This window comes from Bradyrhizobium sp. 35 (genome assembly GCF_023073215.1).
Lineage (GTDB): Bacteria > Pseudomonadota > Alphaproteobacteria > Rhizobiales > Xanthobacteraceae > Bradyrhizobium > Bradyrhizobium canariense_D.
The window spans coordinates 156,797-182,422 of record NZ_JADPJC010000080.1; the positions used below are offsets into that span (position 1 = coordinate 156,797).

Annotated in this window: 21 protein-coding genes; 15 read left to right on the forward strand and 6 right to left on the reverse strand. The window is 62.6% G+C overall.

Annotation, left to right across the window (positions count from 1 at the left end):
* Positions 1–3 precede the first annotated feature (3 nt).
* Positions 4–963, reverse strand: coding sequence for an SGNH/GDSL hydrolase family protein (locus IVB36_RS16950; protein ID WP_247392328.1), 960 nt, complete (start codon positions 961–963; stop codon positions 4–6).
* 726 nt (positions 964–1,689) lie between these two features.
* Between IVB36_RS16950 and IVB36_RS16955 the strand changes: the two genes are divergently transcribed.
* Genes IVB36_RS16955 through IVB36_RS40445 form a run of 7 tightly spaced genes read left to right on the forward strand, consistent with a single transcriptional unit; the run spans position 1,690 to position 9,707 of the window.
* Positions 1,690–3,177 (forward strand): oligosaccharide flippase family protein, encoded by a 1,488-nt coding sequence (locus IVB36_RS16955; protein ID WP_247392329.1) that lies wholly within the window; start codon positions 1,690–1,692, stop codon positions 3,175–3,177.
* A gap of 3 nt (positions 3,178–3,180) precedes the next feature.
* Positions 3,181–5,019: an asparagine synthase (glutamine-hydrolyzing) gene (gene asnB, locus IVB36_RS16960; RefSeq protein WP_247392330.1), complete on the forward strand. Its 1,839-nt coding sequence runs from the start codon at positions 3,181–3,183 to the stop codon at positions 5,017–5,019.
* Positions 5,020–5,022: 3 nt separating this feature from the next.
* Positions 5,023–6,111, forward strand: coding sequence for a glycosyltransferase (locus IVB36_RS16965; RefSeq protein WP_247392332.1), 1,089 nt, complete (start codon positions 5,023–5,025; stop codon positions 6,109–6,111).
* A gap of 42 nt (positions 6,112–6,153) precedes the next feature.
* Positions 6,154–6,759 (forward strand): acyltransferase, encoded by a 606-nt coding sequence (locus tag IVB36_RS16970; protein WP_247392334.1) that lies wholly within the window; start codon positions 6,154–6,156, stop codon positions 6,757–6,759.
* Complete coding sequence (locus IVB36_RS16975) at positions 6,749–7,600, forward strand: class I SAM-dependent methyltransferase (protein WP_247392335.1); 852 nt, start codon at positions 6,749–6,751, stop codon at positions 7,598–7,600. Before IVB36_RS16970 ends, IVB36_RS16975 begins: the two co-directional genes overlap by 11 nt.
* Before the next feature lie 3 nt (positions 7,601–7,603).
* On the forward strand, positions 7,604–8,536 hold the full coding sequence (locus IVB36_RS16980; protein ID WP_247392336.1) for an SDR family oxidoreductase: 933 nt from the start codon (positions 7,604–7,606) through the stop codon (positions 8,534–8,536).
* Positions 8,529–9,707 (forward strand): glycosyltransferase family 1 protein, encoded by a 1,179-nt coding sequence (locus IVB36_RS40445; protein ID WP_247392338.1) that lies wholly within the window; start codon positions 8,529–8,531, stop codon positions 9,705–9,707. Before IVB36_RS16980 ends, IVB36_RS40445 begins: the two co-directional genes overlap by 8 nt.
* A 361-nt stretch (positions 9,708–10,068) precedes the next feature.
* Here IVB36_RS40445 and IVB36_RS16990 read toward each other — a convergent pair whose 3' ends face one another.
* Positions 10,069–11,442: a hypothetical protein gene (locus tag IVB36_RS16990; protein WP_247392339.1), complete on the reverse strand. Its 1,374-nt coding sequence runs from the start codon at positions 11,440–11,442 to the stop codon at positions 10,069–10,071.
* Positions 11,443–11,966: 524 nt separating this feature from the next.
* Here IVB36_RS16990 and IVB36_RS16995 point away from each other — a divergent pair.
* The 5 genes from IVB36_RS16995 to IVB36_RS17015 all read left to right on the forward strand — a co-directional run bounded on the left by IVB36_RS16995 (position 11,967) and on the right by IVB36_RS17015 (position 18,596).
* On the forward strand, positions 11,967–12,965 hold the full coding sequence (locus IVB36_RS16995) for an NAD-dependent 4,6-dehydratase LegB (protein ID WP_247392342.1): 999 nt from the start codon (positions 11,967–11,969) through the stop codon (positions 12,963–12,965).
* A gap of 47 nt (positions 12,966–13,012) precedes the next feature.
* Entirely contained in the window at positions 13,013–14,200 is a 1,188-nt protein-coding gene (locus IVB36_RS17000) for a LegC family aminotransferase (protein ID WP_247392343.1), read from the forward strand.
* Complete coding sequence (locus IVB36_RS17005; RefSeq protein ID WP_247392345.1) at positions 14,200–15,588, forward strand: alpha-2,8-polysialyltransferase family protein; 1,389 nt, start codon at positions 14,200–14,202, stop codon at positions 15,586–15,588. Before IVB36_RS17000 ends, IVB36_RS17005 begins: the two co-directional genes overlap by 1 nt.
* Positions 15,589–15,649: 61 nt before the next feature.
* Positions 15,650–16,975, forward strand: coding sequence for an oligosaccharide flippase family protein (locus IVB36_RS17010; RefSeq protein WP_247392348.1), 1,326 nt, complete (start codon positions 15,650–15,652; stop codon positions 16,973–16,975).
* A gap of 73 nt (positions 16,976–17,048) precedes the next feature.
* Positions 17,049–18,596 carry a hypothetical protein gene (locus IVB36_RS17015; RefSeq protein WP_247392350.1) on the forward strand — a complete coding sequence of 516 codons (1,548 nt, stop codon included), beginning with the start codon at positions 17,049–17,051 and terminating at the stop codon, positions 18,594–18,596.
* A gap of 2 nt (positions 18,597–18,598) precedes the next feature.
* Here IVB36_RS17015 and IVB36_RS17020 read toward each other — a convergent pair whose 3' ends face one another.
* Positions 18,599–19,558, reverse strand: coding sequence for an NAD(P)-dependent oxidoreductase (locus tag IVB36_RS17020; protein ID WP_247392352.1), 960 nt, complete (start codon positions 19,556–19,558; stop codon positions 18,599–18,601).
* Positions 19,559–19,721: 163 nt separating this feature from the next.
* Between IVB36_RS17020 and IVB36_RS17025 the strand changes: the two genes are divergently transcribed.
* Positions 19,722–20,516 carry an FkbM family methyltransferase gene (locus IVB36_RS17025; protein ID WP_247392354.1) on the forward strand — a complete coding sequence of 265 codons (795 nt, stop codon included), beginning with the start codon at positions 19,722–19,724 and terminating at the stop codon, positions 20,514–20,516.
* A 24-nt stretch (positions 20,517–20,540) separates the two neighbouring features.
* Here IVB36_RS17025 and IVB36_RS17030 read toward each other — a convergent pair whose 3' ends face one another.
* The 3 genes from IVB36_RS17030 to IVB36_RS17040 form a co-directional block, all read right to left on the reverse strand.
* A complete protein-coding gene (locus IVB36_RS17030; protein WP_247392357.1) occupies positions 20,541–21,695 on the reverse strand; it encodes a hypothetical protein in 1,155 nt (384 codons plus the stop codon).
* 90 nt (positions 21,696–21,785) lie between these two features.
* Positions 21,786–22,979, reverse strand: coding sequence for a UDP-N-acetylglucosamine 2-epimerase (gene neuC, locus IVB36_RS17035; RefSeq protein ID WP_247392359.1), 1,194 nt, complete (start codon positions 22,977–22,979; stop codon positions 21,786–21,788).
* On the reverse strand, positions 22,976–23,722 hold the full coding sequence (locus IVB36_RS17040) for an acylneuraminate cytidylyltransferase family protein (protein ID WP_247392361.1): 747 nt from the start codon (positions 23,720–23,722) through the stop codon (positions 22,976–22,978). The genes neuC and IVB36_RS17040 overlap by 4 nt, the downstream gene beginning before the upstream one ends.
* Positions 23,723–23,907: 185 nt before the next feature.
* Here IVB36_RS17040 and neuB point away from each other — a divergent pair, with 185 nt between their 5' ends.
* Positions 23,908–24,990: an N-acetylneuraminate synthase gene (gene neuB, locus IVB36_RS17045; protein WP_247392362.1), complete on the forward strand. Its 1,083-nt coding sequence runs from the start codon at positions 23,908–23,910 to the stop codon at positions 24,988–24,990.
* Entirely contained in the window at positions 24,987–25,619 is a 633-nt protein-coding gene (locus IVB36_RS17050; protein WP_247392371.1) for a NeuD/PglB/VioB family sugar acetyltransferase, read from the forward strand. The genes neuB and IVB36_RS17050 overlap by 4 nt, the downstream gene beginning before the upstream one ends.
* Positions 25,620–25,626 lie beyond the last annotated feature (7 nt).

Here is a 25,626-nt window from a genome sequence, read left to right on the forward strand (position 1 = left end):
CGGCTATAGATCGAGAACGGGGAGAACGGCGTCGGCCATCAATTTGTGACCCAATGCGTTGGGATGGGGATCGCCGGGCATCGCCCAGATCTGCTCGGGCGACAGATCGCTGAGCGCCGGCAGCAGATCGACGTATTTGTAGCCGTCAGCCTGCGCGATCCTCTGCATTTTTTCATGAATGAACCCAAACGGATAGTTCTTCAGATTGTGGACGTCAGGCATCATCGCGAAATACAGGCGGATATTGTTCTTCTTTGCGTAGTCCGCGAGCTCGCGAAGTTGACGCTGCATTTCGACAAAGCCTGGCTGATCGTCGCGGTAGACATTCCGGTAATGATCGATGAGCGAGGTTTCGCCGGACCTCTTTAAGATACGGTTGGCAGCGATCCAGATGGTCACCGCAAGTTCGCTGTTCCTCAGGAACCAATTGCCCCCGCCGGGGTCGAGCTGCTCGGCATCGCGAAGGAAATAATGTACCACGATATCCGTCGGCTTCAGTCCTTCGAGCTCCGAGAAGAACCGTTGAACGTATCGTTCGGCATTGTAATTGCCAACACCGCCATTGAGGACGTCGACCTTCTCGCCCTTCTCACGCAGGGCAGTCTGGACGCGCGAGGTGATCGTTTCGTTCTCTGGCACGCCCCAGCCGAGAGTGATGGAGCCGCCCAGGAAGAGGATGCGGCGATCAACCTCGGTACGAGCCGATGAGGGGCCGCCGCGCAACTTCCAGTCGTTGGTCCGGATCTCCACGGATTGGAGAATCGCGGAACCGTTCTTGATATGGTCATGCCCGAGTTCAGGCTGCGGGCTGGGAGCCTTCAGCTCGCGCGCGTAACGCCACATTTCGATATCGTAGTTCTTCATCGAGGTGTTCTTCAGGCGCAGGATGCCTTCGGCGGCGAGCGCAGAAACGAGCAATGAAGAAGCGAACAGGATTGCTGAGAAGACGAAGTGCTTGCGCATGCTGTAGAACCGCTCGAGAATTCGCAGGTTCGCCGATCGTCCGCGACCGGTTTTGCCCGCTGAGAAGTCGATCTACCGAATGAAAGTGGAGGACGGCTTAAACTATCTATCTGCCTTGAAGGGCGCTTTCAATCCACAATCCGGTCGCACTCGTGAACGCTTCCCGCCAAGGAGCTAGCTTTAGATCGGCCAGCCCAAAAAGGATAGGCTTCGCGACCGCGCCTGCTGGTGTGGGGCTCGTCAAGGAAGCGGCTTGAGTCCAGGGCTGCCTTGCCGTTGACTAACAGCGGTGCAACGGACCTTGGTCGCGCTGCGCGGGTTGTGGAAGGTGCAAAGCCTCGGGGAAATAGACGGCTAACTTCGCGAGAACGGCCAAATCCGCGGCTCCAATGCTTGCCTGCCCGATGATCACAATCGCCTCACCATATTTGTAGCACCTCGAGCAGAGCAGTGCTGCTCGCGGAGGGCGGGCCCCTCGAACGGAGCGACGTGGCATTGATCGCTCCGCGCGAGCGATTCTATAGATAGTATCGGGATGCCATTGCCTAAGCTGTCCAAGCGTCCTATGACGCGCAGGCTTCGCTCCGCAGCCGGGGAAACGCTGGTTCCTTGTCTGGAATCAACAGCCGACCGATCGCGCAAGGCATGACCAATGGTTGAAATGGCGTGAGAAAAGGTTCGTCCGATCTGCTCGGAAACTCGGCTTGGAACGCAACGGCATTTGTCGTGGCAGTGGCCCTCAATCTCGCCATCCTGCCGTTTGCGCTCTTTCGCCTCGGCCCGGGTTCGTTCGGTGTTGCCGGGCTCGTCACAGCGTCGATCGCGCCGGCCCTCGTGTTCAGCAATTCCCTGGCGTTGTCGACCGCGCGGGAGCTGGCGCGGCGATTGGCGCCCTCCGATCTCGAAGATGCGCAGCGTTTGTTTGCAACCGCCGTGGCGCTGGCGGTCGGCTTGGGCGGCGCCATCGCGGTTTTCTTCTGCCTCGCCGGCGCGCCGCTCGCGCGTATCGCTTTCCATCTCAGCGGGCCGCTCGCAGATGATCTTGGGCTTGCCTTTCTGTTGGCGGGCTCTGGCTGGCTGTGCCAGTGCGTATCTGCCGTATTCCTCACCTTGTTCTCGGCGCGCCAGGACTACCGGCGGATCGCCTGCATCAGCATCGTTAGCACGGTCTGCACAACCGTGGCCATGCTGATCCTGATCCCTTCCGCGCCGCAGGCCTCAACGTTTCTCGGCTGCCAGGCCTCCGGCTTTGCGATCAGCCTGTTCTTGACGCTTGCCTGGTCGCACCACTCTTTGGGAGAGTGGCTGGCGCGACCGGCGTTTCATCGCGACGCTCTGCATAGGCTGGTACGCCTGGGGAGCTGGCAATTGGCCGCGCAGGGCGGTGCACTGCTTGCCGCGCAGGCCGACCGGTATCTCCTTGGTGCATTGCTTCTGCCGCAATTCGTCGGATTCTATACCGTAGCGCAGCGGTTACAGGAGGCGATGTACATCGGGGTCCTGAAGGTCGGCGAAACCCTGTTCCCGTTTTTCAGTTCGCTGCACCAGGAGACTGAAGACCGCAAGATCGACCTGCTGCTTCGCTCATCATGGATCCTCAACGTTCTCGCCGCCAGTGCGCTGGGTGGACTAATTCCGGTGGCGGGACCGTTGCTTCATCTCTGGACCGGTGCCGAGGTCGCGGCCGAGGCCCAACAGGTGCTGGTCGTGCTGTGCGTGGCGGGAATCTTGGGATCGAGCGTAAACGTATTCGCGTTCTACCTTCTCGCGCAGGGGCGATCCCGCGACACTGCGTTGATCTCTCTTGTCACCGGCATATTCACGCTTGCCACCAGCGCAATCGCGCTGCCGCTCTTCGGGTGGCAGGCAGCCGGCTGCAGCACTTGCGTGGGCATGATCGCGCAGATCGCCTTGACCGTCTTCCTGCTGAAGCAAAGTTCCAGTCTCGCTGGGATGGGGACGCGCGTCTTTCATCTTGTGTTGATGCCGCTCGGCGTTGGGATCGTGACGGCGCTGCTGCTGCGCTATGGCCTTGACTGCGCTAAGCTCGATCTTGTTGCGGCGTGGTGGTCCGTCGGATCCGTTGCGTCGCTGTCGGCGGCTGCCATCCTTGTCGTTGCGGTCGCCGCGTCGCAGCTTGGTCCCTACGGCGCCCTCTGCCGACGGGATCTCCGCGCGATTGTCGCCCGGTTCGCGCCGTTTGGGGCGGTGTAGTTCATGTGCGGAATCGCAGGCATCGTAAATCTGGGTGGCAATGCGGTCGAACCCGCCGACATCTCGCGGCTGACCCGCCTGATCGCCCATCGCGGTCCGTTCGGCGAGGGGACCTGGTTCAGCGCGGACCGAAGCCTCGCATTCGGCCACCGCCGCCTGGCGATCATCGATCCCGGCGAGGGCGGCTATCAGCCCATGCTGTCCGCGGACGGCCGCCATGTGATCGTGTTCAACGGCGAGATCTACAACTTCCTCGAGCTTCGCCGCGAACTCGAGGCGCAGGGCGCGGTGTTCCGCAGCCAATCCGATACCGAAGTGATCCTGGCCGCCTGGCAGGCCTGGCGGGAGGACATGCTGCCCCGCTTCAACGGCATGTGGGCCCTGGCGATCTTCGACACCAGCACCCGCGAGCTGTTCCTTGCGCGCGACCGCTTCGGTATCAAGCCGCTGCTCTATGCCGCGTCGCCGGAACGATTCATCTTCGCGTCCGAGCAGCGGGCGCTGGTGCGGAGCGGACTGATCGATACTTCCGTTGACATGGAGGTTGCACGCCGGCTGCTGCTCGATGCCTTCGGGATCGAAGGAAGCGAGCGGACTCTGTTTCGGCAGGTTCGCCGCCTGCAGGGCGGCCACTGCATGTGGCTTCGCCAGGGCAAGGTCAGTGTCAAGCGTTGGTGGCGGACCGTGGATCATCTGCCGCCGGTGCCGGCCACCGAAGCCGAGCGTGTCGCGCGCTTTCGCGAGCTGTTCCAGGATGCCGTGGCCCTGCGCATGCGCAGCGATGTGCCGATCGGAACATGCCTATCCGGTGGCTTCGATTCGTCGGCCGTGATTTGCGCCATGGCGGCGCACGAGAAGGACGGCATGGGGCCGCGCGACAGCACGGCATGGCGTCACGCCTTCGTTGCGACGTTCCCCGGCGCCTTGAACGACGAGAGGCCGATGGCCGAGGAGGCCGCCGTCTGGGCCAATGTCGATCCTATTTTTCTCGAAATCGGACAGGCCGATGCGCTGACGGACATCGATCAGATTCTCGACGATCTCGATGACGTCTACATCGCATTGCCCAGCGCCATATGGCTGCTCTATCGGCAATTGACCCAAAACAACGTGACGGTGTCACTCGACGGCCACGGGGCAGACGAGCTGATGGGCGGCTATTTGCAGGAAGGACAAGCGCGCGCGTTTCAAATACGGAACGCGGCAGAGGACCTCGCGTCGCGTTCGAAACTGGCCCGGCGTTGTGTGGATGTCCTGCGTGCGTTGGCCCTCAAGCGCAAGGGCGTGTATTTTCTGCGCGGTGGCCTGCGCAATCTTCCCGCCCCGCTCCCGCTGATAGCGGAGGACGATGTGCTGCCGCGTGAATGGGGTGGCTTGAACAAGCGCCTCTATCGGATGTTTCACAGCACGGTGCTGCCCACCATCCTGCGCAACTTCGACCGCCTTTCAATGGCGCACGGCGTCGAAGTTCGCATGCCCTTCATGGATTGGCGGCTGGTGACCTATACGATGGCGCTTCCCGAAAGCAGCAAGTCGGCAGACGGCTATACCAAGGCTGTTGCCCGGCGGGCGATGGCCAATTTGATGCCGGAGTCCATTCGCATCGCGCGCCGCAAGGTCGGCTTCAATTCACCGATGCCGGAATGGTTGAACGCACCGCTGGCCAGCTGGACGGCCGACCTGCTGGACAGGAATGTGCCGGCGTTTTCGGAACTGGTGGATGAAGCGGATCTGCGCGGGGCGGTCGACCGATTGACGGCGACGAAGTCATGGGACTGGGAGTCGGTCGGGCGGATCTGGCCGTATCTGAACATGAAATGGATGTTGGCGAGGTACGCGTAGACGATGCGTCTGTTCCAGAATAGCGCCCTCTATCCGTCCTATCTGCCGCGGTTGAACCAGCTCGCGGCGGGCACGCAGAGCTTCGCGGAGCGGCGGCGCGTGTTTCTGGACGACCGTTTCGGCGCGTCGCATTTTCTTCAACCGGTGCTCGACGGTTCGCCGGAGGCCTTCTTCACCAACGGTGACGACGAGGTCCTGCAGCGCCGCTGGGCGCGCGAGCAGGGCATGTCGGGCGAGCCCACGCTCGAGGCCATTCTGCTCGCGCAGATCGAGCATCACGCCACCGAGGTATTCTACAATCTCGATCCCGTGCGGTACCAGAGCGCATTCGTTGCCAAGCTGCCGGGCTGCGTGAAGAAGGCGCTGTGCTGGCGTGCCGCGCCGTCGGGAAATGCCGATTTCACGGCCTATCACGCCGTGCTCGGAAATGCTCCCTCGATCCTCGATATCTGGCGCCGCAACGGATGCCGGGTCGAAACATTCTTTCCGGCGCATGATCCGGTGATGGACGAGTATGGTCACGGCGAGCGCCCGATCGACGTCGCCTTCGCCGGCGGCTACTCGCGCCACCATCGCGTGCGTGCCAGGACGCTGGAGCAGGTTGCGCAGCTCGCCGATAGACGCAATATCGTGCTTTGTCTCGATGCATCGCGCCTGACCAGGCTCGCGGAGAGCACGATCGGGCGATTGCTGCCACTGCGACAGCACCGGCGCCCCGATGCCATCGCCGCCATTGCGAGGCCGCCGGTGTTCGGCAGAGCCCTCTACGAACTGATTGGCTCGTCGAAGATCGTGTTCAACGGCGCGATCGACATGGCCGGCACGGATCGCGGCAACATGCGTTGCTTCGAGACGATGGGATGCGGCGCACTGCTTGTCTCCGACGCCGGTAGCTATCCCGCCGGCATGCAGGAGGGGGTGACTATCGAGACCTACAATAGCCCCGAACAGGCCGTCGAGGTCATTTCACGCAGCCTGCAGGACTGGCCCAGATTGGCGGAGATCGCTGCGCTTGGTCGGGCCCGCATCCGGGACATCTACAGCAAGGACGCGCAATGGAAGCAGTTCGGCGACCTCGTCGGACGGGTTTAGCCGTGCTAGAGCGTCCAGAACGACGCGATTTCAGTTGATTGCATGAACCTCGACTTCCTGATCCAGCGGCTCACCGGCCGCAATACCGACTACCTGATCCAGCGCATGATGGGCCGGGCGACTTGCCGTCTCGGCGACGGGGCAGCGCTCGGAGCCAGCGCGAGGATCAGGAACATCCGCGGCGAGTCCGACAGGATCGTCATCGGCGCACAGAGCCGTATCCTCGGCGAACTCATGACCTTCGCCCATGGCGGCGAGATCAAGATCGGGGAATGGTGCTATGTCGGCGAGGGAACGCGCATCTGGTCGGCCGGCTCCATCGAGATCGGAAACCGGGTTCTGATCTCCCATTCGGCAAATGTCTTCGACAGTCTGACCCATCCGATCGGGGCGGCCGCGCGGCACGCGCAGGTCCGGCAGATCTTCACAAGTGGTCATCCGCGCGAACTCTCGCTCGACGAAAGCCCGGTCCGGATCCGCGATGATGCCTGGATTGGCGCTGGAGCCATGGTGCTGCGCGGCGTGACCGTCGGGCCGGGGGCCGTGGTGGCGGCCGGGGCCGTCGTGACCAAGGACGTGCCGGCCTTCTCGATCGTGGCAGGAAATCCGGCTGTGCTGGTCAGGGAGCTCCGGTCCGATGAGCGGTGACGACAAGTTCACGACGTGGGAGGATGCCGTTGTCTGGCTGCGCAATCAGCCGGATCAGGGTCAGCTCGTGCGCGACGCCTTCTACGATGATCCGCTGATCGCCGCCGCCGAGCGCTATTTTCAGAGTTCCGAATGGCAGGCGGTCACGGCGCTCCTGGCCGGGCGCTCCGGCACGGCTCTCGATGTGGGAGCGGGTCGCGGCATTGCCAGCTACGCGCTGGCTCGCAGCGGATTCGAGGTGACTGCACTCGAGCCCGATGGCAGCGCCATCGTCGGCGCTGCGGCAATCCGGGCTCTTGCGGCGAGCACGCAGCTGCCCATCCACGTGGTCGAGGAGTTTTCCGAGCGCCTGCCGTTCGCCGACAACACTTTCGATCTCGTTTTCGCGCGCGCCGTGCTCCATCATACGCGCGACCTTGATGGTGCCTGCCGCGAGATGTTTCGCGTGCTTCGCCCCGGCGGTATGCTGATCGCGGCGCGCGAGCACGTGATCAGCAAGGAAGGCGATCTTCAAAAATTCCTCGATCAGCACCCGCTGCATCACCTCTACAGGGGCGAGCATGCCTACCTGCTCGACCGCTATACCGGCGCGTTGAAGTCGGCCGGGTTCGCCACTGTCGGGACACTGGCTCCGCTGCAGAGCGCGATCAATCTGTTCCCGTATACGATGCAGACGCTGCGATCCGCGGTCGTCGAAAAACTGACGCGGAAGATTCCCGCCGGCCCGCTGTGGCGCGCGGCGTTTGCTTCGCAGCATGTCTTCGAGTCCCTGCTCTCGCTTGCCGAGCGCTTTGACCACCGGCCCGGCCGGCTCTATTCGTTCGTCTGTCACAAGGTCTAGGACATGTCCACGTGGGTTACCGGTGCGAACGGATTCATCGGACGTCATCTCGTTCGCGAGTTGGCGAGCGCCGGGCATGCGGTCCATGGCGTCGGTCACGGTGCGCTCGATCCGGCCCAGGCACAGGCTCTCGGTTTGCAGACTTGGATCAATGGCGAAGTTGACGCGGCCAATCTGAACGCGCTTGCAGCCTCGCACGGGCTGCCGTCGCAAGTCTTCCATTTGGCTGGCGGATCGTCGGTCGGGCTATCGATCGCGCGCCCGTTCGAGGATTTTTCGCGCACCGTGACGAGCACGGCGCGTCTGCTCGAGTGGCTCCGAAGTTTTGCGCCCAGCTGCCGGCTGATCGTGGTGTCCAGCGCGGCGGTCTACGGCGCAGACCATGCCGGTCCGATCGCCGAAAGCGTGGCGCTGGCGCCGATGTCGCCCTACGGCCATCACAAGCTGATGATGGAGCAGCTGTGCCGGAGCTATGCCCAGAGCTTCGGCCTTCGCTGCACTGTCGTGCGGTTGTTTTCGGTCTACGGTCCGGAGCTTCGCAAGCAACTTCTCTGGGACATCTGCTCGCGGCTCAAGGGCGAGGAACAGCCGCTCAAACTCGGGGGCACCGGGGCCGAGATAAGGGACTGGACGGACGTTCGTGACGTCGCCCGCTTGCTGGTGCGCGTGGCGGCGGACGCGTGTCAGGATGATTTTTGGGTGATCAATGGCGGCTCGGGGCGCCGGACGTGCGTGGCCGACATTGCCGACGGCTTGATCCGGAATTGGGGAAGCAATACTGTCGTGCGTTATTCCGGCGTGGCGCGGCCGGGCGACCCAATGAGCCTGCTGGCGGAGGACGGGCGCTTGCGCGAGATGAAATTCGATTGGCGCTTTCCACTGGAGCGCGGTCTCGCCGACTACGTCGAATGGTTCAGGAGCCAGGCTCGTGGCTGAGCGCGCGCCGCTCCGCGTCGCCTTCACCAACATCCCGCACCACCTATGGGCGGGCGGTCACAACTATCAGCGGAATCTATTCGAGGTTCTGAATCGGTACAGTCCGGGGACGGTCACACCGGTGCTGTTCGCCGGAACGAAGGACGATCCCGAGGAAATCGCGGCGCTCGCCAAGATCCCGGCAGTGGATCTCGTTCAATCGGCTGCGTTCGACCGTACCGGGACCGGACCCTTCGGTGCGCTCGCGCTCGGACGGGATGCACCGGCTGTGGCCGAGTTCCGCGCGCGGCGGATCGACATGGTGTTCGAATCAGCCCGCTTCTTTGGCTGGCGCCTACCGTTTCCAACAATCGCGTGGTTTCCGGATTTTCAGCACCGTCTGCTCCCGCATCTCTTTTCCCGGAGAGCATATTTGCGGCGTGATCTTGGCTTTCGGGTTCAGATCGCGTCCGGCCGGCACATCATGCTGAGCAGCGCCAGCGCGCTGAGTGATCTAAGAAGGTTTTATCCGAGCATTTCGAACGGCGTTTCTGTCGTTCGGTTTGCGACGGAGCCTCCTGCCAATCTGCTCACCACGCAGCCGTCCGAAGTGATCGACTATTATAACCTTCCGCAACGGTATTTCTACCTGCCGAACCAGTTCTGGAGGCACAAGAATCACCAGATCGTGGTCGATGCGCTTGGTCTCCTGAAATGCCGGGGGCTCGACGTTGTCGTCGTGGCATCCGGAAGTACGCAGGACACCCGTGAATCCGGACTTTTCGAGCGGACCATGAGTGACGTCCGATCGCGCGGTCTCGAGACGAACTTCAAGCATCTCGGAATGATTCCACTGGATCACGTTTACGCCCTCCTGCGCGCGTCGACGGCACTTATCAATCCATCGCGCTGCGAAGGATGGAGTACGACGGTCGAGGAAGCAAAGTCATTCGGTGTCCCGATGCTTCTGTCTGGCCTTGATGTCCATCGCGAGCAGACGGTTGGTAAGGCGCGGTATTTCGGCGTTGACGATGCTAAGGAGCTGGCCGATCTCATCCGGGATGCCGCCGAGAACGCGCCTGACGCAATTGTTCGGCAGCTGCAGCCGGATCTCGATGAGCGGGTTCGCGCGTTCGTCGCGGATTTCGTCCACCTTGCGACCGAAGTGGCCCGTGGCGCAGGAAGAAGGTAGTCTTCAGCCCACCTAAAAGGGGGCCGTGTTGTTCGGATAAGCGCGCGCCGATGCGGTCGCGGCCAAAACGCCGTCGCTCCTATGACGTTATTGACGATCTGTCGCGAGGACATCGACACCGTCGTGGTGCTAACCACCGAGCGGGGCCGCATCTCAACCGCGATCGCCTTCGGGCGTGACGGCAAGCCTGTCGTGGTTGAAAAGCCAATGGCGCTACGTCTCCGGGTAGCCTTAAATTTTGCGAAGTGATCTGAGAGGCAACGTGCTTCGCGATCCGAGCCTCAAAACCAACGTTGCGGTTCTGGCGATCATGCCTCGGCGCTCGCTCTGGCAGCCGTCTTGAGGATGATCGCACAAGGAGTTAGGTCTCAGATCCGCGAACGCCGCGTGCCAGCGTCTCGTAGGTAGTGGCTGCGATTCCTAGCATTGCAAAAAGCAGGCGATCTTCGCTCAAAATACCGTGTGCAGCACTCAGCATGGCAACGTAGGTCAATCCGCTAATAGCAAATCTTGCACCATCGTTGCTTCGATAATGCGGTATCAGCATATAGAAACTGATCAAAAGGGTTGCGACAACGCAGATGCCGCTTATCCATCCAAACTCAACGAGAGCCTGCAGGTAGCTATTGTGAACTTCCGTTTCTAAGCACGTCATGGAAGCAAAATTGCCGAATCCAAAACCAAAGAGGCCGGCTGAAGGGAGCAACCACAAGGCGTCTCCGATAAGCGCCTCTCTAATCGCGACCGAGTCGCCCATGTTAACGTTGGCCGTGCAACTCGGGGGCGCCTTACCGAGTTCAGCGGTCACGTCTTTCTTTTTGCGTCCGGGATATACTGGTCCCGAAAAGGTTGGCACTTCGATTTGGGCCGGCGCAGCTATTTCGATCGCTGCCATCTGGAACGACGTTACGATTTCGGCTGGCCCGAGCGTCTCAGCTGAGGTTCGGGCGGTTCCATTCGTGAACAGATGACGCGGCGTCAGGCCAAGGACGATCGCAATAAGGAAGACTCCAATGACAACTGCAAAATGCATGCGCTGTTTGGCCTCGGCCAAAACAAGGTTGAGCACAAGCGTCGCGACGATCGCCATGAACGTCGCTCGCACGAGAGAAGCTGAAAATACGAAGGCTGGAAGGAACACAAAAGCTGACAGCAGCAGCGACTTTCGCCTGTCAAGACCTGTCGCTGTGACCCCTACTATCAGAAGCCCGCAAGCCATCAGAAAAAACGTAGCGGCAGCATCATTCACACCTAGGACTAAAGGTCTCACATATGGCCCCCCCCATTGTGTGACCATCGCATAGGCCGTGAGAATGGTACCGAGTGCAACGATCGAAGCTGTTACAAGGATGAATGATTGTTGCATCCGCGGCTGCGTGAAGGCGAAGCAACGAAGGGATGGATACGCGCCAAGTGCGATGAGAAAGAGAGCGGTATCTTTTGTTGATGCCGTGCGGCCGTTGACGAGGAACGACAACGCTGCGGAAAGGAGGAATAAGCAGAAGAGATAATCGGTGACTTGGGGTCTAACAGGCCGAAACGTCAAATATAGTAGGGCCATCGCGCACGTGATTAGATAGCCTCCAGTGACGACGGAGTTTCCTTGGATGCCCATTAGCCCATACGCGATGACGAACATGGCGTTGGCAGCGGTATAGAGCGCAAGGGTTGCACCAATGAAAACATTTCGACCAGAAGGCCCACCGGGACGTGCGCCCAACCTAAGAAAATTCACTTCGAACCTCAGTTGGAAAGTTGCATTCTAGCACCACAGTCGTCTTGTGGTGTCAATATAGAGCCGCCCGGCCCCGATCACGTCTGTCTGTCTAGCATTCGTGCGCGACGGAGCCGGCCCCAATTTCAATGCTGAGGGGTATAGACCGGGATCCATTTCCGAGCGTGCTGCTGCTACTTCTCGTCATTGCGAGTTGAATCGGGGAGCGCAATTGCCGCGTATGACGAGGAACAGCATCCCGGTCGCTGCCGATCTTCGCCGAAACCAGGCTGACGCAGCAGACCGCGTGATCTAATTCCGCGTTAATTTGCACAGCTATCCGCAGGCGACCAACCGTGCCTGAGTGGAGAATTGTCCGAATTGTCAAAGACTTGAGCGGTTGTGCGATTTTGCTGCTTTACAAGGCCCGAGCCAATTGGTTGATCTGATTCATTCAAAGCTGGCCTCCTCCAGCCGGAGTGTTTAGAAGCCTGTTAGAATCGATATGGTAGGTCGGTTGGCCCGGGTAGAGGGGAACTGAAATCTTGCGAAAAGTACTTTTGACGGGGGCGGGCGGATTCATCGGATCGCACCTTGCGGAAGAGCTGGTCCGGCGCAAGGTCGAGGTGCGCGCATTCTTGCACTACAACAGCATGGGCGCGCACGGATGGCTTGATTCCTCGCCACCCGAAATCCGTAAGGAGTTCGACATCTTCGCGGGCAATATTTGCGACCCCAACGGCGTTCGCACAGCGATGAAGGGGTGCGATGCCGTGTTGCATCTCGCAGCGCTGATTGCAATTCCCTATTCGTATCACTCGCCCGACACCTATGTGGAAGCCAACATCCGCGGCACGCTCAATGTGCTGCAGGCGGCGCGCGATCTAGGGGTCGAGAAGGTGATTCACACCTCAACCAGCGAGGTCTACGGCACCGCGCGATTCGTTCCGATTACCGAGGAGCATCCGCTCCAGGGCCAGTCACCTTACTCTGCGACTAAAATCGGCGCCGATCAGCTTGCGCTGTCGTTCGAGCGCTCGTTCGGCACGCCGGTTGCGGTGGTGCGACCGTTCAACACTTACGGACCGCGGCAATCGGCACGTGCGGTGATCCCGACCATCATCACCCAGATCGCGGCGGGGGCGCGAAAGATCAAGCTCGGCAGCATCCATCCGACGCGCGACTTCAATTATGTCACCGACACCGTCGGCGGCTTTCTGGCGGCGCTCGGCTCCAAGGCAAGCATCGGTGAAGTCATCAACATCGGCAGCGCCTTCGAGATCTCGATCGGCGACACCGCACGGCTCATCGCCGAGCTGATGAACGCGGAGATCGAGATCGAGCATGACGACGTGCGCGTACGCCCGGAGCGCAGCGAGGTCGAGCGCCTCTGGGCCTCCAACGCCAAGGCGCAAAAGCTGCTCGGCTGGTCACCGCGTTTTGGCGGCGTCGACGGCCTGCGCAAGGGCCTAGAGCAGACCATCGCCTGGTTCACCAAGCAGGAGAACCTGGCTCGCTATCGCGTCAATGCCTACACGCTGTGAGCAAGATGAATATGTTACCTGCACAAGCGAGTCAGAATCGTCCCGCCTTGTTTGATCTCAAGCCCGTGCTCGATGCCGTCGATGCGGCGCTCGGGTCGGTGCAGCGTCCTGTAGAGCTGCACGAGCCGCGTTTCGGGGATCGCGAGCGCGAGCTGGTGCTCGACTGCATCGAGACTAACTGGGTCTCGTCAGCCGGCAAATACGTCACCCGTTTCGAGGAGATGGTGGCGGCCGCGACCGGCTCGCGTCATGCGGTTGCGATCGTGAACGGCACGGCCGCGCTGCATGCAGCATTGGTGCTCGAAGGTGTCGAGCCGAACGATGAGGTGCTGCTGCCCTCGATTACCTTCGTCGCCACGGCCAATGCCGTCAGCCATGCCGGCGCCGTGCCACATTTCGTCGACTCCACCTGGGAGACGTTGGGGCTTGATCCGCTCGCGCTCGAGGCACATCTCGGTTTGGTTGCGGTGCGGAAAAACGGCGCCTGGGTGAACAAGCACACCGGCCGCCGCCTTCGCGCCGTCGTTCCCGTACATATCTTCGGACATCCCGTCGACATGGCCGCGCTTGGCGCGGTTGCCGCCCGCTACGACTTGGTGGTCGTCGAAGATGCGACCGAGTCGCTCGGGTCAACCCTGAACCGCAGGAGCTGCGGCACCTTCGGGCATTCCGCGGTATTGAGCTTCAACGGCAACAAGATCGTCACCACAGGCGGCGGCGGCATGATCGTAACCGATGACGAGGCGCACGCCCGCCATGCTCGGCACTTCACCTCCACGGCAAAGAAGGCGCATGCTTGGGCTTTCGAGCACGACGAGGTTGCCTATAACTACCGCCTGCCCAACATCAACGCGGCGCTCGGCTGCGCGCAGATGGAGAGGCTCGACAGCATAGTCGCAGCCAAGCGCGTGCTCGCTGAGCGCTATCTTGTCGCTTTTCGCGATTTGCCCTGGGCGCGCATCTATCGCGAGCCGAAGGGGTCAGAGAGCAATTACTGGCTCAACACGCTGGTGCTCGACCGCGAATACGCCTCCGAACGCGACCGCCTGCTCGAAGCCCTGCACGGCCACGGCATTCGCGCGCGCCCGCTGTGGGCGCCGATGCACCTCTTGCCGATGTACCGCGAATGCCCGCGCGCAGCGCTTCCCGTCGCCGAGGATATGAATACCCGTTGCATCAACTTGCCGAGCAGTCCCTTCCTTGCCGGAGCGGTCCAAGGCACGAAACAGAGCTGATGCCCCGGATCGTCTTCTTCACCATTCACAGCACAACGGCCTGGTGGAAATATCTGGCCTCGCGCATGGAATTTGCCGACGCGGTCGTGCTCAGCGATTTGCGCAACGACGGCGACTATTCACTAGTCGACGATTTCTATCGCTTCCTAAACCGGGGCGATGCCGTGGCCGCGGCGCTCGGCCGGTTCGGCGAGGATGGGTGTGCCGATATTATTCTGCGCTGCCGGGTGCTCAGGAGCATCGATCGCGATCTCGCGCTGAAGATGATTGGCGGCATGACGCAGGCGGTCGAGCAGGCTTTTCACAAGCTCGGCCCCGATCTCATCATGACCTTCACCATCGACCGCTACGTCATGGACGTGATGGAGCGCATCGCGCGGCGGCGCGGCATCGACTTCCTGGAGATGACGACCTCGATCATTCCCAACCAGATCATGCTGATGCGCCGCGGAAAGCCGCTCGGGTTGCGCGAGCCCTCCAGTGAGGACATCGATGCGGCAGTCGGCCAGCTCTGCAGGGAAGATTTTGCGCCGGCCTATGTCCGCGATGCCAAGAGGTTTTCGCTCGCCAGGTTCTGGCGGATCTTCGGCTATTACACTCTGCGCGGTGCCTTCTTCAACGTCTGGCGCTTCCTCAAGCGCGATCGCTACAATTGCCATTATCTCGACGCGCTGAAACGGCTGAAGCACAAGGTGCGCATGCGTGACGTTGCCGTGCTAGGGCTGCTCCATCACGGCTGGGACAAGCGGCTCGCCGACGTGCCGCGAGAACAGCGGGTGTTCCTCGGGCTTCAGCTGTTCCCGGAAGCTTCGATGGATTACTGGCTTGAGCCGCAGGGCATGCTGGCGCACGATGACATCGTGGTGCGCTATTGCGAAGTGCTCGGCCGCGTCGGCTACCGCATTTTCGTAAAGGATCATCCGCTGCAGTTCGGTTTCCGCCAGCGCGAGCTGTTCGAGCGCCTGGCAAAGCTGCCATTCGTGGTGCTGGTGCCCTACGACGTGCCGGCGAATTTCCTGATCGGGAAGTGCGCGGTGTCGGTCACTTTCACCGGTACCATTGGCTTCCAGGCCGCGCTTGCCGGGCTGTGCTCGATTGCGTCCGAGCCGTACTACGCGACAGAGCAGCACTTCTTGCTCGTCCGCGACACCGACGAAGTCGACGGCCTCGCCGAGCGGCTGGCGCGGTGGCGATCCCCCGACGACCTCGACAGGACCCGGCGCGCGATCATGCGGCACCTGGCGTCGATCAGCGTCGAAGGCGACTATTTCGGCTGGCGCAAGTTCGATCCTGAGAACGAGGCCTTGCGGGCCGCGGTCGAGCCGCTGGTGCGTTCACTGAATGCTCACCTGCCGCGATTCCTGAAATCCTGCAGAACGGCCGCCTGACGATCCCGTGGGGAGCGCGCCTGCAACTTATGCCCGTGGTCGGCGAAGATGGAACAGCGCGATGCGATCTCGTCTGCTTAACCTCGTGAGGCGCCCGGCGGTCGCCGGCACGGTGGCGGCGCTGGTCCTGCGTGCGCTCACGCTGGCGAGCCGCTTCCTGTTGTCGCTCCTCCTCGCGCGCATGCTGTCGCCGGCCGAGATGGGTGAATACGGCCTCCTGGCCGCAACGCTGGCCTTCGCGCTGCTCGCAGTCGGCCTGGAGTTCTATTCCTATACGCTGCGGGAGCTGGTGCCGGCGACGCCCGAGCGGCGCGCGCGCATCATCGCGGACCAGATGACGCTTGGCACGGCGGCGCTGGTGGCGGTCGGCATCGCGGTCGCCGTTGCGATCTCCGTGGGTTCCTTTCCAGCGCGCCTAGCGCCCTGGTTCATAGTGATTCTCGTCACCGAGCACATCTCGCTGGAGGCGACGCGAATCCTGATCATCACCGGGCGGCCCGTGCGCGCCTATATCGGCGTGTTCCTGCGCGGCGGCATTTGGGTGTATGCGATTGCGGTGCTGATGTTCGTGTTGCCCTCGATGCGGACGCTTGAGACGGTTCTAGTCTGGTGGGCGCTGGGGGGTGTGGCGTCGATTGTCTTCTCCGCGTTCTCACTCTCGGAGTTGCCGTGGCGCGAGCTGAGGGGGTACGTGCCGGATCTCCAGAACATCCGGGAAGGACTTTGGACCGCACGTCCGTTCATGCTGACCGCGGCGGGGGCCCTGGTCATTTCCTATGTCGACCGTTTCGTCATCGACGCGTTCGTCGGGCGCGACGCGCTCGGCATCTATACGTTCTATTCGACGATCCTGATCGGTCTGTTGTCGTTGGGTAGCTCAGTATCGCATCAGTTCCTGCCAAAAGTCATTGCGGGCTATGCTGCGGGTAGGGAGGCCTATCGCACGGCTTTGCGCTCCTTCTTCTGGTCGATGCTGGCGCTGGTCTGCGCGACCATGATCCTCTCCACCTTTGCCATGGGACCCATGCTCGCGCTGCTCGGGCTGTCCACCTACGCAGCGAGCATCGGCGTATTCTATGCCATGCTGCCGGGGATATTCCTGCGCATGCTGGCGGATGTTCCATCGTACGCGCTCTACGCGGCGCGGTCGGACAAATATCTGCTGTTCTGCAACCTCGGGTCGGCCGCCGTTTCGACATTGTTGAACGTGGCGCTGATTCCCGTGCTGGGCATCTACGGGGCGGCACTCGCCGGCGGCGTTGCCAGCGCCGGCTTGTTCCTTTCCCTCGTGGGTTTCACCATCTACAGGATGCGAGAAAGTTTCAGGAAGCCGGGCGCGACCGAATCCGTCGGCCTTCCCACTGATCCGGACATGCTCTATCCGTGAAGGACAAGTTCATGCCTAAGCATCGAGCCAATCTCACGTCGTAACCCGAGGGGGGCGCTTCTTGGATTTCAGTATGCAGCAGCGGCTCGTTCGATTGTTCGGCGCTCTCGCTTCGCCCGCGATTCTGATGACCGTGATCTGGGTCGTGGCGCTCGTCGGCGTCGCCGTCGGCCCGATCGAATATCCGGGACAGCCGTCCACCGCCGTGCTGACTCTGGTCGCACTTGGGCTGGCGATCTTTCTTTTGTCCTATGGGGGCGGCAGGCTCGTCTTTGATCGCTGGTTCACTCGCCAGGTCCGCTCCCCGCATCCCTCGGCGCCGACGCTCAACAACGTCATTATGGCCGTGTCGCTGTTCGGCATCGTCGGCATTGCGCTTGTGGCGCTCGATCGGACCATCCTCAGCGGTATCAGCAACGGCAGCTATGCCGAACTGCTGCGCTGCGCGCCGGGGCTCGTCGACACGATCGCGATCAAGCGCACGCCGTTGCTCTATGCCGGTTACGCGATGTTCTCTTTCGGCTTCGCTTCCGTCGTGCTGTTCCTGCTGAAGGGGGAGGAAATCAGGGGGTGGCCGGCTGCGCTGGCGCAAGTCTCCATGGTCTCTCCAGTGGGGTATGCGCTGCTTTATTCGGGGCGGATGCCGATCCTGCTGGTTCTCGTTCTAGTCGCGATGGCGATGCTGGTACGCCTCATGCAGGGGCGAACGCTGCTGCCGCGCGGCCACTATCTCCTGGTCAAGACCGTCGTCGCCGTGGGCCTGTTTGTGGTCTATTCCAGCGCGATCTGGGCCAGCAGACAGAACTTTTGCATCCAGATGTCGCCGCTCATCACCGAATTGCAGGAGAAGAACCTGCGCGATGCATCCGCGGCCGGCGGCCCAGCCGTATTAGGTGAACCTGCCCGCCCCAAGGCGGGGGCCGTGACCGCAACCCAGCTCAACAAGCGCATTGCTGAGGCGCGCGCGGCCCCGCAATCGGCGCCCAGCACGAGCCCGACAGAGGCCGTTCTGGCAATGATGCTGGAAGCCTGGGACGTGAAGCCGCGCGGCTATGTGACCTCAGCTATCGAATCCGGCCGCGTTTCTGCGCGCGGAGCGATGATCGGCCTCAGCACCTACTTCTATCTGACTCATGGTGTGCGGACCGTCGACATCGTCTGGAAGGCGCGCGACAACTTCACACCCAAATGGGGCCTGTACGAGGTCGGTGTGCTGTCGCCGTTGTTGCGGATATTGTCCCCTGGTAGCGATCAAGTGGCGGTTATGGAGGCAGAGCAGCGGGCCGCCCTGATCTACGGCTTCTTCCCGAGCGCTTGGGCCGCGGCCTTCATTGATTTCGGTCTCGTCGGCGCGATCGTCTATGTCGCCTTCTGGGGAGGCCTGGCGGGCTGGAGCGCGGCGGGAAGCCGGCATTCCGGTCTGATGACGCCGGTGCTTCTCCTAGTGTTCGTACTCGCCAGTGTCCTTCTCAGTCCTATTCAGGGACCTCTCGGTATCGCAAATTCGGCGCTGGTGCTGGTGTCGATGCTCCTGACGGGAATGATGCTGGATTTTGCCAATCTGCGCGAAAGGGCGGCGCAAGAAGCCGGTCAACTCGGGGCCGACAGGCCGGCGAGTTGATATCAGCGTGCGGAGACGTTGTGCAGCCACGCGACGGTCGCCGTGACGCCTTGCTCCATGTCGCAGGGTAGCGGCCCGCAGACCGCTGCGGTCGGTGCGAGATCGAATTGGTACTGCGTGAGCACGTTGTTTAGGCGGAACGAGTTGAAGGGGAACCGCTTCAATCCCATTGCGTTTACCGCGTCGCCGCAGAGCGCCAGCGTGCGGGCGACGCTGCGCGGCAGATGCGGGATCGGACGCGAGCCGAAGGCGCGCTGAAATGCATCGCACCAACCGATCAGATCGATCGGCGTGTAGTCGGCGAGATAGAAAGTCCGGCGATGGATCTGCCCAGACGGAACGCTCAGGAGACGCCAGTACTGGAAGGCGATGTTCTCGATATAGCTGTAGGACTTCCAGAGCGGCCCGTGCCCAACGTGGAAGTAATGACCGCGCTCGATCATGTGCAGGAAGCGCTGATAATGCGCGCTCATGCCCGGCCCCCAGACGGTCGTGGGGCGCGCAAGGCACCATTCGCGCCCGGCGCCGTCGGCGCTGCGGACGATCTCCTCAGTGCGCACCTTGCTCTTTCCGTACAGCGTGTCGGCCTTGTAGTCGGTGTCGCTGCTCGGCGCATAGCCGACTGGGCAGACGAGCTGCGACGAGGTCCAGATCGCTCGCCGTACGGACCGCGTGCGCCGCACGGCCTCGACCAGATACTCGACGCCCTCGATATTGGCGGCGTAGCCGGAGAGATTGACTTTTTCGTCGAGGTCGATGCGTGCGGCGAGATGGACCACGGCATCCGGCGCCGCGCCGGTCACGGCCTTAATTAGGCCGTCGGCGTCGAGAATGTCGCATACGATGTCGGTGGTCGCGGCCGGCACCTTGTCGAGCCCCATGACTTCGCAACGCTCGTCCCGCAAACGCCGCACCAATGCCTGGCCAATGAAGCCGGAGCTTCCGGTCACGAGAACTTTCATGCTGATGTCGCCATCGTTGCAAACGGAGCGGTCGCTTGACCGGTTGGTCGAGCTGATTTACCAAGCCGACTACTTGGTTGCAAATTATGGCAAATCCACCGTTCGTAGAGGCATTTTACGAACACTTTCCTCACCTCGGCTCTAGCCCAACCGGCGTCGCTTCATGAAGGCATTCGTCTCTGCCGCGTTCCAGGTGATCAACAACGTCCTGGAGCCCATCGGCCTTCGCCTGATGCGCACCAACTCGCCGGTCAGGAACTTTGGCCTGTTCTTCAAGCATCTGAAGTCGCTTGGCTTTGATGTGAAGACGGTGATCGACGTGGGGATAGCCTTCGGCACGTCGCCGATCTACGACGCGTTTCCGCGCGCCAAATATTTCCTGGTCGAGCCGGTGGCAGAATGCCGCCCGATCCTCGAACAGCTCAAGCAGCGGCTCGATGCCGAGTATTTCCTGGTCGCTGCCGGTGCCGAGAACGGGGAGATCACCTTTAACGTCCACGACGACATCTCGGGCTCGAGCATCTTTGCGCAGGTCGAAGGCAAGGCGCTCGATGGCGAGGCGCGCAAGACGCCGATGCGGCGGCTCGATTCGCTCTTGCCGGAGACGCTGGAACATCCGGTGTTCCTGAAGATCGATACGCAGGGCGCCGAGATCGAGGCGCTAAAGGGGCTCGGTCCGCGGATCGGCGAAATCGATCTCATGATCCTCGAGACCACAATGATGCCGATGCGGCACGGCATCCCGCAATTCGCCGACATCGTGCGCTTCTGCGACGAGGCGGGCTTTGCGGTCTACGACGTGCTGGAGGGGCACATGCGCTCGCTCGACGGTGCATTGGCCCAGATCGATCTCGCCTTCATCCGCAAGGACAGTCCGCTGCGCAGCCAGACGGCTTATTTCAGCCCCGAGCAGCTCGCTCAATATCTGAAGCGTCCGAGCAAGCTGCGCGGCGCGTAGTTGTCCCCGTGACGACGCGACGCGTCAGATTTCCGCGAGCAGGATGAACAGGCAGCGGCGCTCGCCTTTGTTGACCATGCCGCCGCGGTGCATGCCGTTTCCGTCGAATAGCACGCAATTGCCGTAGTTCGAGGTCGCGGCGAAGTGGCCCTCGCGCAGGCGCGCCACGTCAAGCGAATTGTCCGGCAGGTCGCCGCCGAAGTCGGCCTTCTTGCGCAGGAACGCCGGCAACGCCATGAACTTCTTGCGCGCGTCGGGCCGGCGGCCGGAGAAGCCGGAGAAATCGTTCGTACGGCGGATCATGCCCTCGAGCCAGCCGATCTTCGCATTCTGGCTGCCGCGGATGTAGCAGAACGGGCCACCATCCGGCCCGATGTCATGGACATAGATCGCGCATTTCAGCATGCCGTAGGTGGCGTCGATGTGCAGATAGCTGCCCCAGGGGTCCGCAAGCTGGGTATCCGGGAAGACGCGCTTCCAGAATGCGAGGTCCTGGTCGTTGATCTGCGCGTTGACGTGCTTCACGCCGGCCGGGCGGCCCAGATAGGCGCTCGCCGCTTCCATGATGCCGTAACGTTTGAAGATGGACTCGACGGTTGCGAACGCCTGCGGATCGGCCGAGCGCGTGCACCAGTAGACGTTGTCATCGAACTTGCGCTTCTCCGGCGGAATGTCGGCGCGGCGTTCGTCCAGCTTGGCAAAGCCCGGATTGGTCACGTTGCGGATTTGGTCGATCTCGTTGGGGGTGAGCGTCAGACAGACGATGCCGTCGGATTTGATCTTGTTGAGCAGCGCGGGGTTCGCCGGCTTCGCCGGACGGCGCGTGCCGGTAAGCGTGCCGACTGCACGGCTCGCACGGATGCTTGCATACATCGAGATATAGCGCAGCGCCGTCCTTGCATTGAGGCCGCTGAAGCCCGCTTCCTTGGTCAAGAGCGGCATGTTGTCGTAGTCGACGATACGGCGGATGGTGACGAAGGCGAAGGTGCGCAGGAACACGTTCAGCGCGTAGAGGCGCTCGCGGAACGTCGGCTTGGGCAGCATGCCGCCATAGGCTGGATGCGCGTCGTAGTCGATTGCGGGAAGCGCGGTGCCGCGATAGGGCGGAATCGGAAGTTCACCAATCTCGACGGCGGGTGCTACCGGCTTCGCGTCGGAAAGTGACTCGATGGTGGTCATGTCGCGTTCTCCCCGAGCGAGCGCGGTTCATCTCAAGCGTGCACCGATCTATACAGCCTGGAGCGATGCACAGGCAACAATGGAGGGTAGTTATCCGGTCGTTCCAGGCGGTTCCGATGCTGTCGCTAAATCTCTGAATTGCTTCGGGAAAGCCCGTTTGAGGTCGATCTTCCGGAGGGTTCCGACGATGGCCTCGGATGCGCCCCCGCGACCATAGGGCGGCGCGACGGCCGGGTCGGGCCGGAAGCTGCCCTCGAAAATGCGTCTGAGGCTTGCCAGGATGGCCGCCGAATCGGCCGGGCAATCGATGATCGAGGCGGCGCGCAGCCGGCCCTTCTGGCGGTCGCCGATATTAATCGTGGGCACGCCGACGGCCGGTGCCTCCAGGATGCCGCTAGAGGAGTTGCCGACCACGGCGTCTGCAAGCCGCAGCGCGGCCCAGTAGCGCTCGCTGCCGAGCGAGGTGAAGAGATGGGCGCGATCGGGTCGCGTTGCCACGAACGCCCGGATCGCCTCTTCAATCGCGCGATAGCCCGGATCGGCGTTGACGCCGGTGAAGACGAAACTGTGGTGCTCGACTTTGGCAAGCGCGTCGAGGAGCGCTGCGACGTTGGCGGCGTCGGCCTTGGGCTGCGCCGTTGTCGGATGCAGCGTCACCAGCAGGAAGCGCTCGGGGCCGGCGATGCCGAGCTTTGCGAACAACTCGGCGCGGGCCAGCGGCGGCGCGGTGTCGGCCAGGTCGAGGCCGGGCGCGCCGACGTTGAAGACGAGGTCGGGCTGCTCGCCCATCTGGATCACGCGCTGGCGATAGGACTCGGCCGCAACGAAATGCAGGCAAGCCATTTTGGTGATGGCGTGGCGGATCGCGTCGTCGAAGGCGCCCGCGGTGATCTCGCCCCCATGGATATGCGCGATCGGAATGTTGAGGAGCGTCGCCGCGACCGCGGCGGCCAGCACCTCGTAGCGATCTCCGAGCACAACGAGGATGTCGGGCGCGAGCTTCGGCAGTGCCTCGGCGAAGCCGGTCACGCCGATGCCGGTGCCCCGCGCGATCGTCTCGGCGCGGTCATCGTCGAGCGCCAGATCGATCTTGGCAGCGATCGGAAATCCGTCGGCCTCGATTGCGCCCCAAGTCTCGCCGAAGCGCGGCACCAGATGCATGCCACAGGCAATCACATTCAGCGCGACGTCGTCGACCGCCTTCAGCCGAGTCAGGATGCCACGCAGCAGTCCATAATCGGCGCGCGAGCCCGTGACGACGGCTATGCGGCGGTGTGCGCTCATGCCCGACGCCGCCAAGGCGAGGGGTCGAGCAAGCCGTGCTCGATGACATATGACGCATAGGCGAGGTCGGCCGCGCTTTCGACCTCGATCGAATGCATGCGGTCCATCAGGATGCCGTAGCTCTTGGCTGGATCGGCGTAGATCTTGCGATGCTTGCGCATCGCGTCCCAGCTGACCAGATAGAGCGCGCCATTCATGGTGACTTCGACGGCCTGATCCTGCCGCCGCTGCTCGGTGGTCGTCAGCATCTTTGCGACGATTCCGCCGATCGATCCGTCTTTGCCGAGCGTGCCGACGAAGATCGAGGACACTTCGGTCTCGCGCATGCCGACCACGAGGCTCGCCTTGCGTGCGGCGAACAGTTCGACCGCCTCGTCAAAGTGCCCCGGTGCCGCGAAAGGCGACGAGGGTTCCAGCAGCATGATGGCGTCGTAGCGCCGCTTCTCATGCGTCTCGATCCAGTCCATGGCGTGTAGCACCACGTCGTTGGAGGAGGCGGTGTCGGTTGCAAGCTCAGCCGGCCGCTCGAACAGCACCTCGGCGCCATGGCGCTTCGCTTCAGTCCGGATCTCCGCGCTGTCGCTGGAGACGATCAGGCGCGAGCAGTAGCGCGACTGCCTAGCCGCAATCGCCTTGTAGCCGGTCAGGCTGAGGCCCCCGATCTCGCGCAGATTCTTGCCGGTCAGGCCCTTCGATCCACCGCGGCCGACCAGCAGGAACAATATTTCGGGCGAGTTCGTCATCGGCTCTCGACAATCCTGCGTTCTGGGGCCTTGCGAAGCGGCTCAATTCGCCGCTTCGCGGGGTTTTGGCCGGCGCCTTTTTGGGGGCGCCGCAAGCCGCCTGCCCGCGTTGCTTTTACCAGCGTGCTCGATTAAGACAACCGCTTGATTGGCGCGCTATTTCGCTTCGCCCAGCGACGAACCCCATGCATCGCAAAACCCTGATCATTGCTGAGGCTGGCGTCAACCACAACGGCGACCGTGCCCGCGCGATTGCGCTGGTGGAGGCGGCCGCAAAAGCAGGGGCAGACGTCGTCAAGTTTCAGTCGTTCCGCGCCGACAAGCTCGCGACCGCCGGGGCCGCAAAGGCGAGGTATCAGCGGGCGACAACCGGCAAGGCGCAGTCGCAACTCGACATGCTACGTGCGCTCGAGCTCAGCGCGGAAGACGAGGAGCAGATCGCCGCGGCCTGCGCGGCCTTCAACATTACCTACATGTCGACGCCGTTCGACGCCGACAGCGCAACGCATCTGGTCCGCCGCGTCGGCGTTTCCGCGCTGAAGGTCGGCTCGGGCGATCTCACCAACGCGCCGCTGCTGCTGCATCTCGCGCGATTCCGCCTGCCGATCATCCTGTCGACCGGCATGGGAACGCTCGCCGAAGTGGAGCAGGCGCTCGGTGTCATCGCCTTCGGCTGTCTGCGCGATGCGGCGGCGCGGCCGACGCCCGCCGAATTCGCCGATCTTCTGCTGGACCGCGCGACCTGGACCGAGCTGCAAGCCCGGGTCACACTGCTGCATTGCACCACCGAATATCCGGCCGACCCGCAGTCGATCAATCTGCGCGCGATGGCGACGCTGCGCGGTGCGTTCGGCTTGCCCGTCGGCTTCTCCGACCACAGTCGCGGCATCCATATCGCGGCCGCAGCCGTGGCGCTCGGCGCCACCGTGATCGAAAAGCATCTGACGCTCGACCGCAACCTGCCGGGACCGGATCATCGCGCCTCGATCGAGCCGGACGAGATGGCGGCGATGATCGCCTCCATCCGCGACGTCGAGGCGGCACTCGGCGACGGCCGTAAGGTGCCGGCGCCGGAGGAGATTCCAAACCGCGCCGTCGCGCGACGCAGCCTCGTTGCGCTTCGCGCGGTGCGTGCCGGCGATCGCTTCACCGAAGACAATCTTGGCGTCAAGCGCCCCGGCAACGGCGTTCCGCCGATCGAATATTGGGGCTGGCTCGGCAGGGTTGCCCGGCGTGACTACGCAGCCAACGAGGCGCTCGAGCCATGAAGCTGATCGTGCTCTGCGCCGGTGGTCATGCCCGCGTTATCATCGAGGCATTGCTGAGCCGAGGCATACGTCCCGCAGCCGTCGTCGACCGTGACGCCGCGCGCCTCGGCGAGGCCGTCGGCGGTATCCGCATCACGGGATCCGATGATGACGTCAACAAGATGGCCGCCGAACAAGTCGAACTCGCCAATGGTCTCGGTAACCGCGCCTCGCGCACCGATTCAGGGCTGTCGGGCCGGCGCGCATTGTTCGACCGGTTCGCCGGGCTGGACTACAGATTTCCGGTGATCACACATGTCTCCGCCGTGATCGCCTCCGATGCGCAACTCGGCGCCGGCGCGCAGGTGATGGCGGGCGCGGTGATCCAGCCGGCGGCGCGGATCGGGCGGAACGCGCTGGTGAACACGCGCGCGGTGGTCGAGCACGATTGCATTGTTGGGAATCACGCGCATATCGCGCCGGGGGCCGTGCTATGCGGGGGGGTGTCGATCGGCGAGAGCGTGCATGTCGGCGCTGGCGCCGTAGTGTTGGTTGGCGTCAAAGTGGGCGCAGGAGCCGTCGTCGCCGCAGGCGCCGTGGTGAAAAAGGATGTCGCGGCCGGCGGGTTCGCCGGCAACGCGTTAGGATGAGTTGGTC

Excerpts from the sequence above, each read along its gene's own strand:
- IVB36_RS16950 (WP_247392328.1), bottom strand. The coding sequence starts at position 963 with ATGCGCAAGCACTTCGTCTTCTCAGCAATCCTGTTCGCTTCTTCATTG.
- asnB (WP_247392330.1), top strand. The coding sequence starts at position 3,181 with ATGTGCGGAATCGCAGGCATCGTAAATCTGGGTGGCAATGCGGTCGAA.
- IVB36_RS16965 (WP_247392332.1), top strand. The coding sequence starts at position 5,023 with ATGCGTCTGTTCCAGAATAGCGCCCTCTATCCGTCCTATCTGCCGCGG.
- IVB36_RS16970 (WP_247392334.1), top strand. The coding sequence starts at position 6,154 with ATGAACCTCGACTTCCTGATCCAGCGGCTCACCGGCCGCAATACCGAC.
- IVB36_RS16975 (WP_247392335.1), top strand. The coding sequence starts at position 6,749 with ATGAGCGGTGACGACAAGTTCACGACGTGGGAGGATGCCGTTGTCTGG.
- IVB36_RS16980 (WP_247392336.1), top strand. The coding sequence starts at position 7,604 with ATGTCCACGTGGGTTACCGGTGCGAACGGATTCATCGGACGTCATCTC.
- IVB36_RS17005 (WP_247392345.1), top strand. The coding sequence starts at position 14,200 with ATGCCCCGGATCGTCTTCTTCACCATTCACAGCACAACGGCCTGGTGG.
- IVB36_RS17010 (WP_247392348.1), top strand. The coding sequence starts at position 15,650 with ATGCGATCTCGTCTGCTTAACCTCGTGAGGCGCCCGGCGGTCGCCGGC.
- IVB36_RS17015 (WP_247392350.1), top strand. The coding sequence starts at position 17,049 with ATGCAGCAGCGGCTCGTTCGATTGTTCGGCGCTCTCGCTTCGCCCGCG.
- IVB36_RS17020 (WP_247392352.1), bottom strand. The coding sequence starts at position 19,558 with ATGAAAGTTCTCGTGACCGGAAGCTCCGGCTTCATTGGCCAGGCATTG.
- IVB36_RS17025 (WP_247392354.1), top strand. The coding sequence starts at position 19,722 with ATGAAGGCATTCGTCTCTGCCGCGTTCCAGGTGATCAACAACGTCCTG.
- IVB36_RS17030 (WP_247392357.1), bottom strand. The coding sequence starts at position 21,695 with ATGACCACCATCGAGTCACTTTCCGACGCGAAGCCGGTAGCACCCGCC.
- neuC (WP_247392359.1), bottom strand. The coding sequence starts at position 22,979 with ATGAGCGCACACCGCCGCATAGCCGTCGTCACGGGCTCGCGCGCCGAT.
- IVB36_RS17040 (WP_247392361.1), bottom strand. The coding sequence starts at position 23,722 with ATGACGAACTCGCCCGAAATATTGTTCCTGCTGGTCGGCCGCGGTGGA.
- neuB (WP_247392362.1), top strand. The coding sequence starts at position 23,908 with ATGCATCGCAAAACCCTGATCATTGCTGAGGCTGGCGTCAACCACAAC.
- IVB36_RS17050 (WP_247392371.1), top strand. The coding sequence starts at position 24,987 with ATGAAGCTGATCGTGCTCTGCGCCGGTGGTCATGCCCGCGTTATCATC.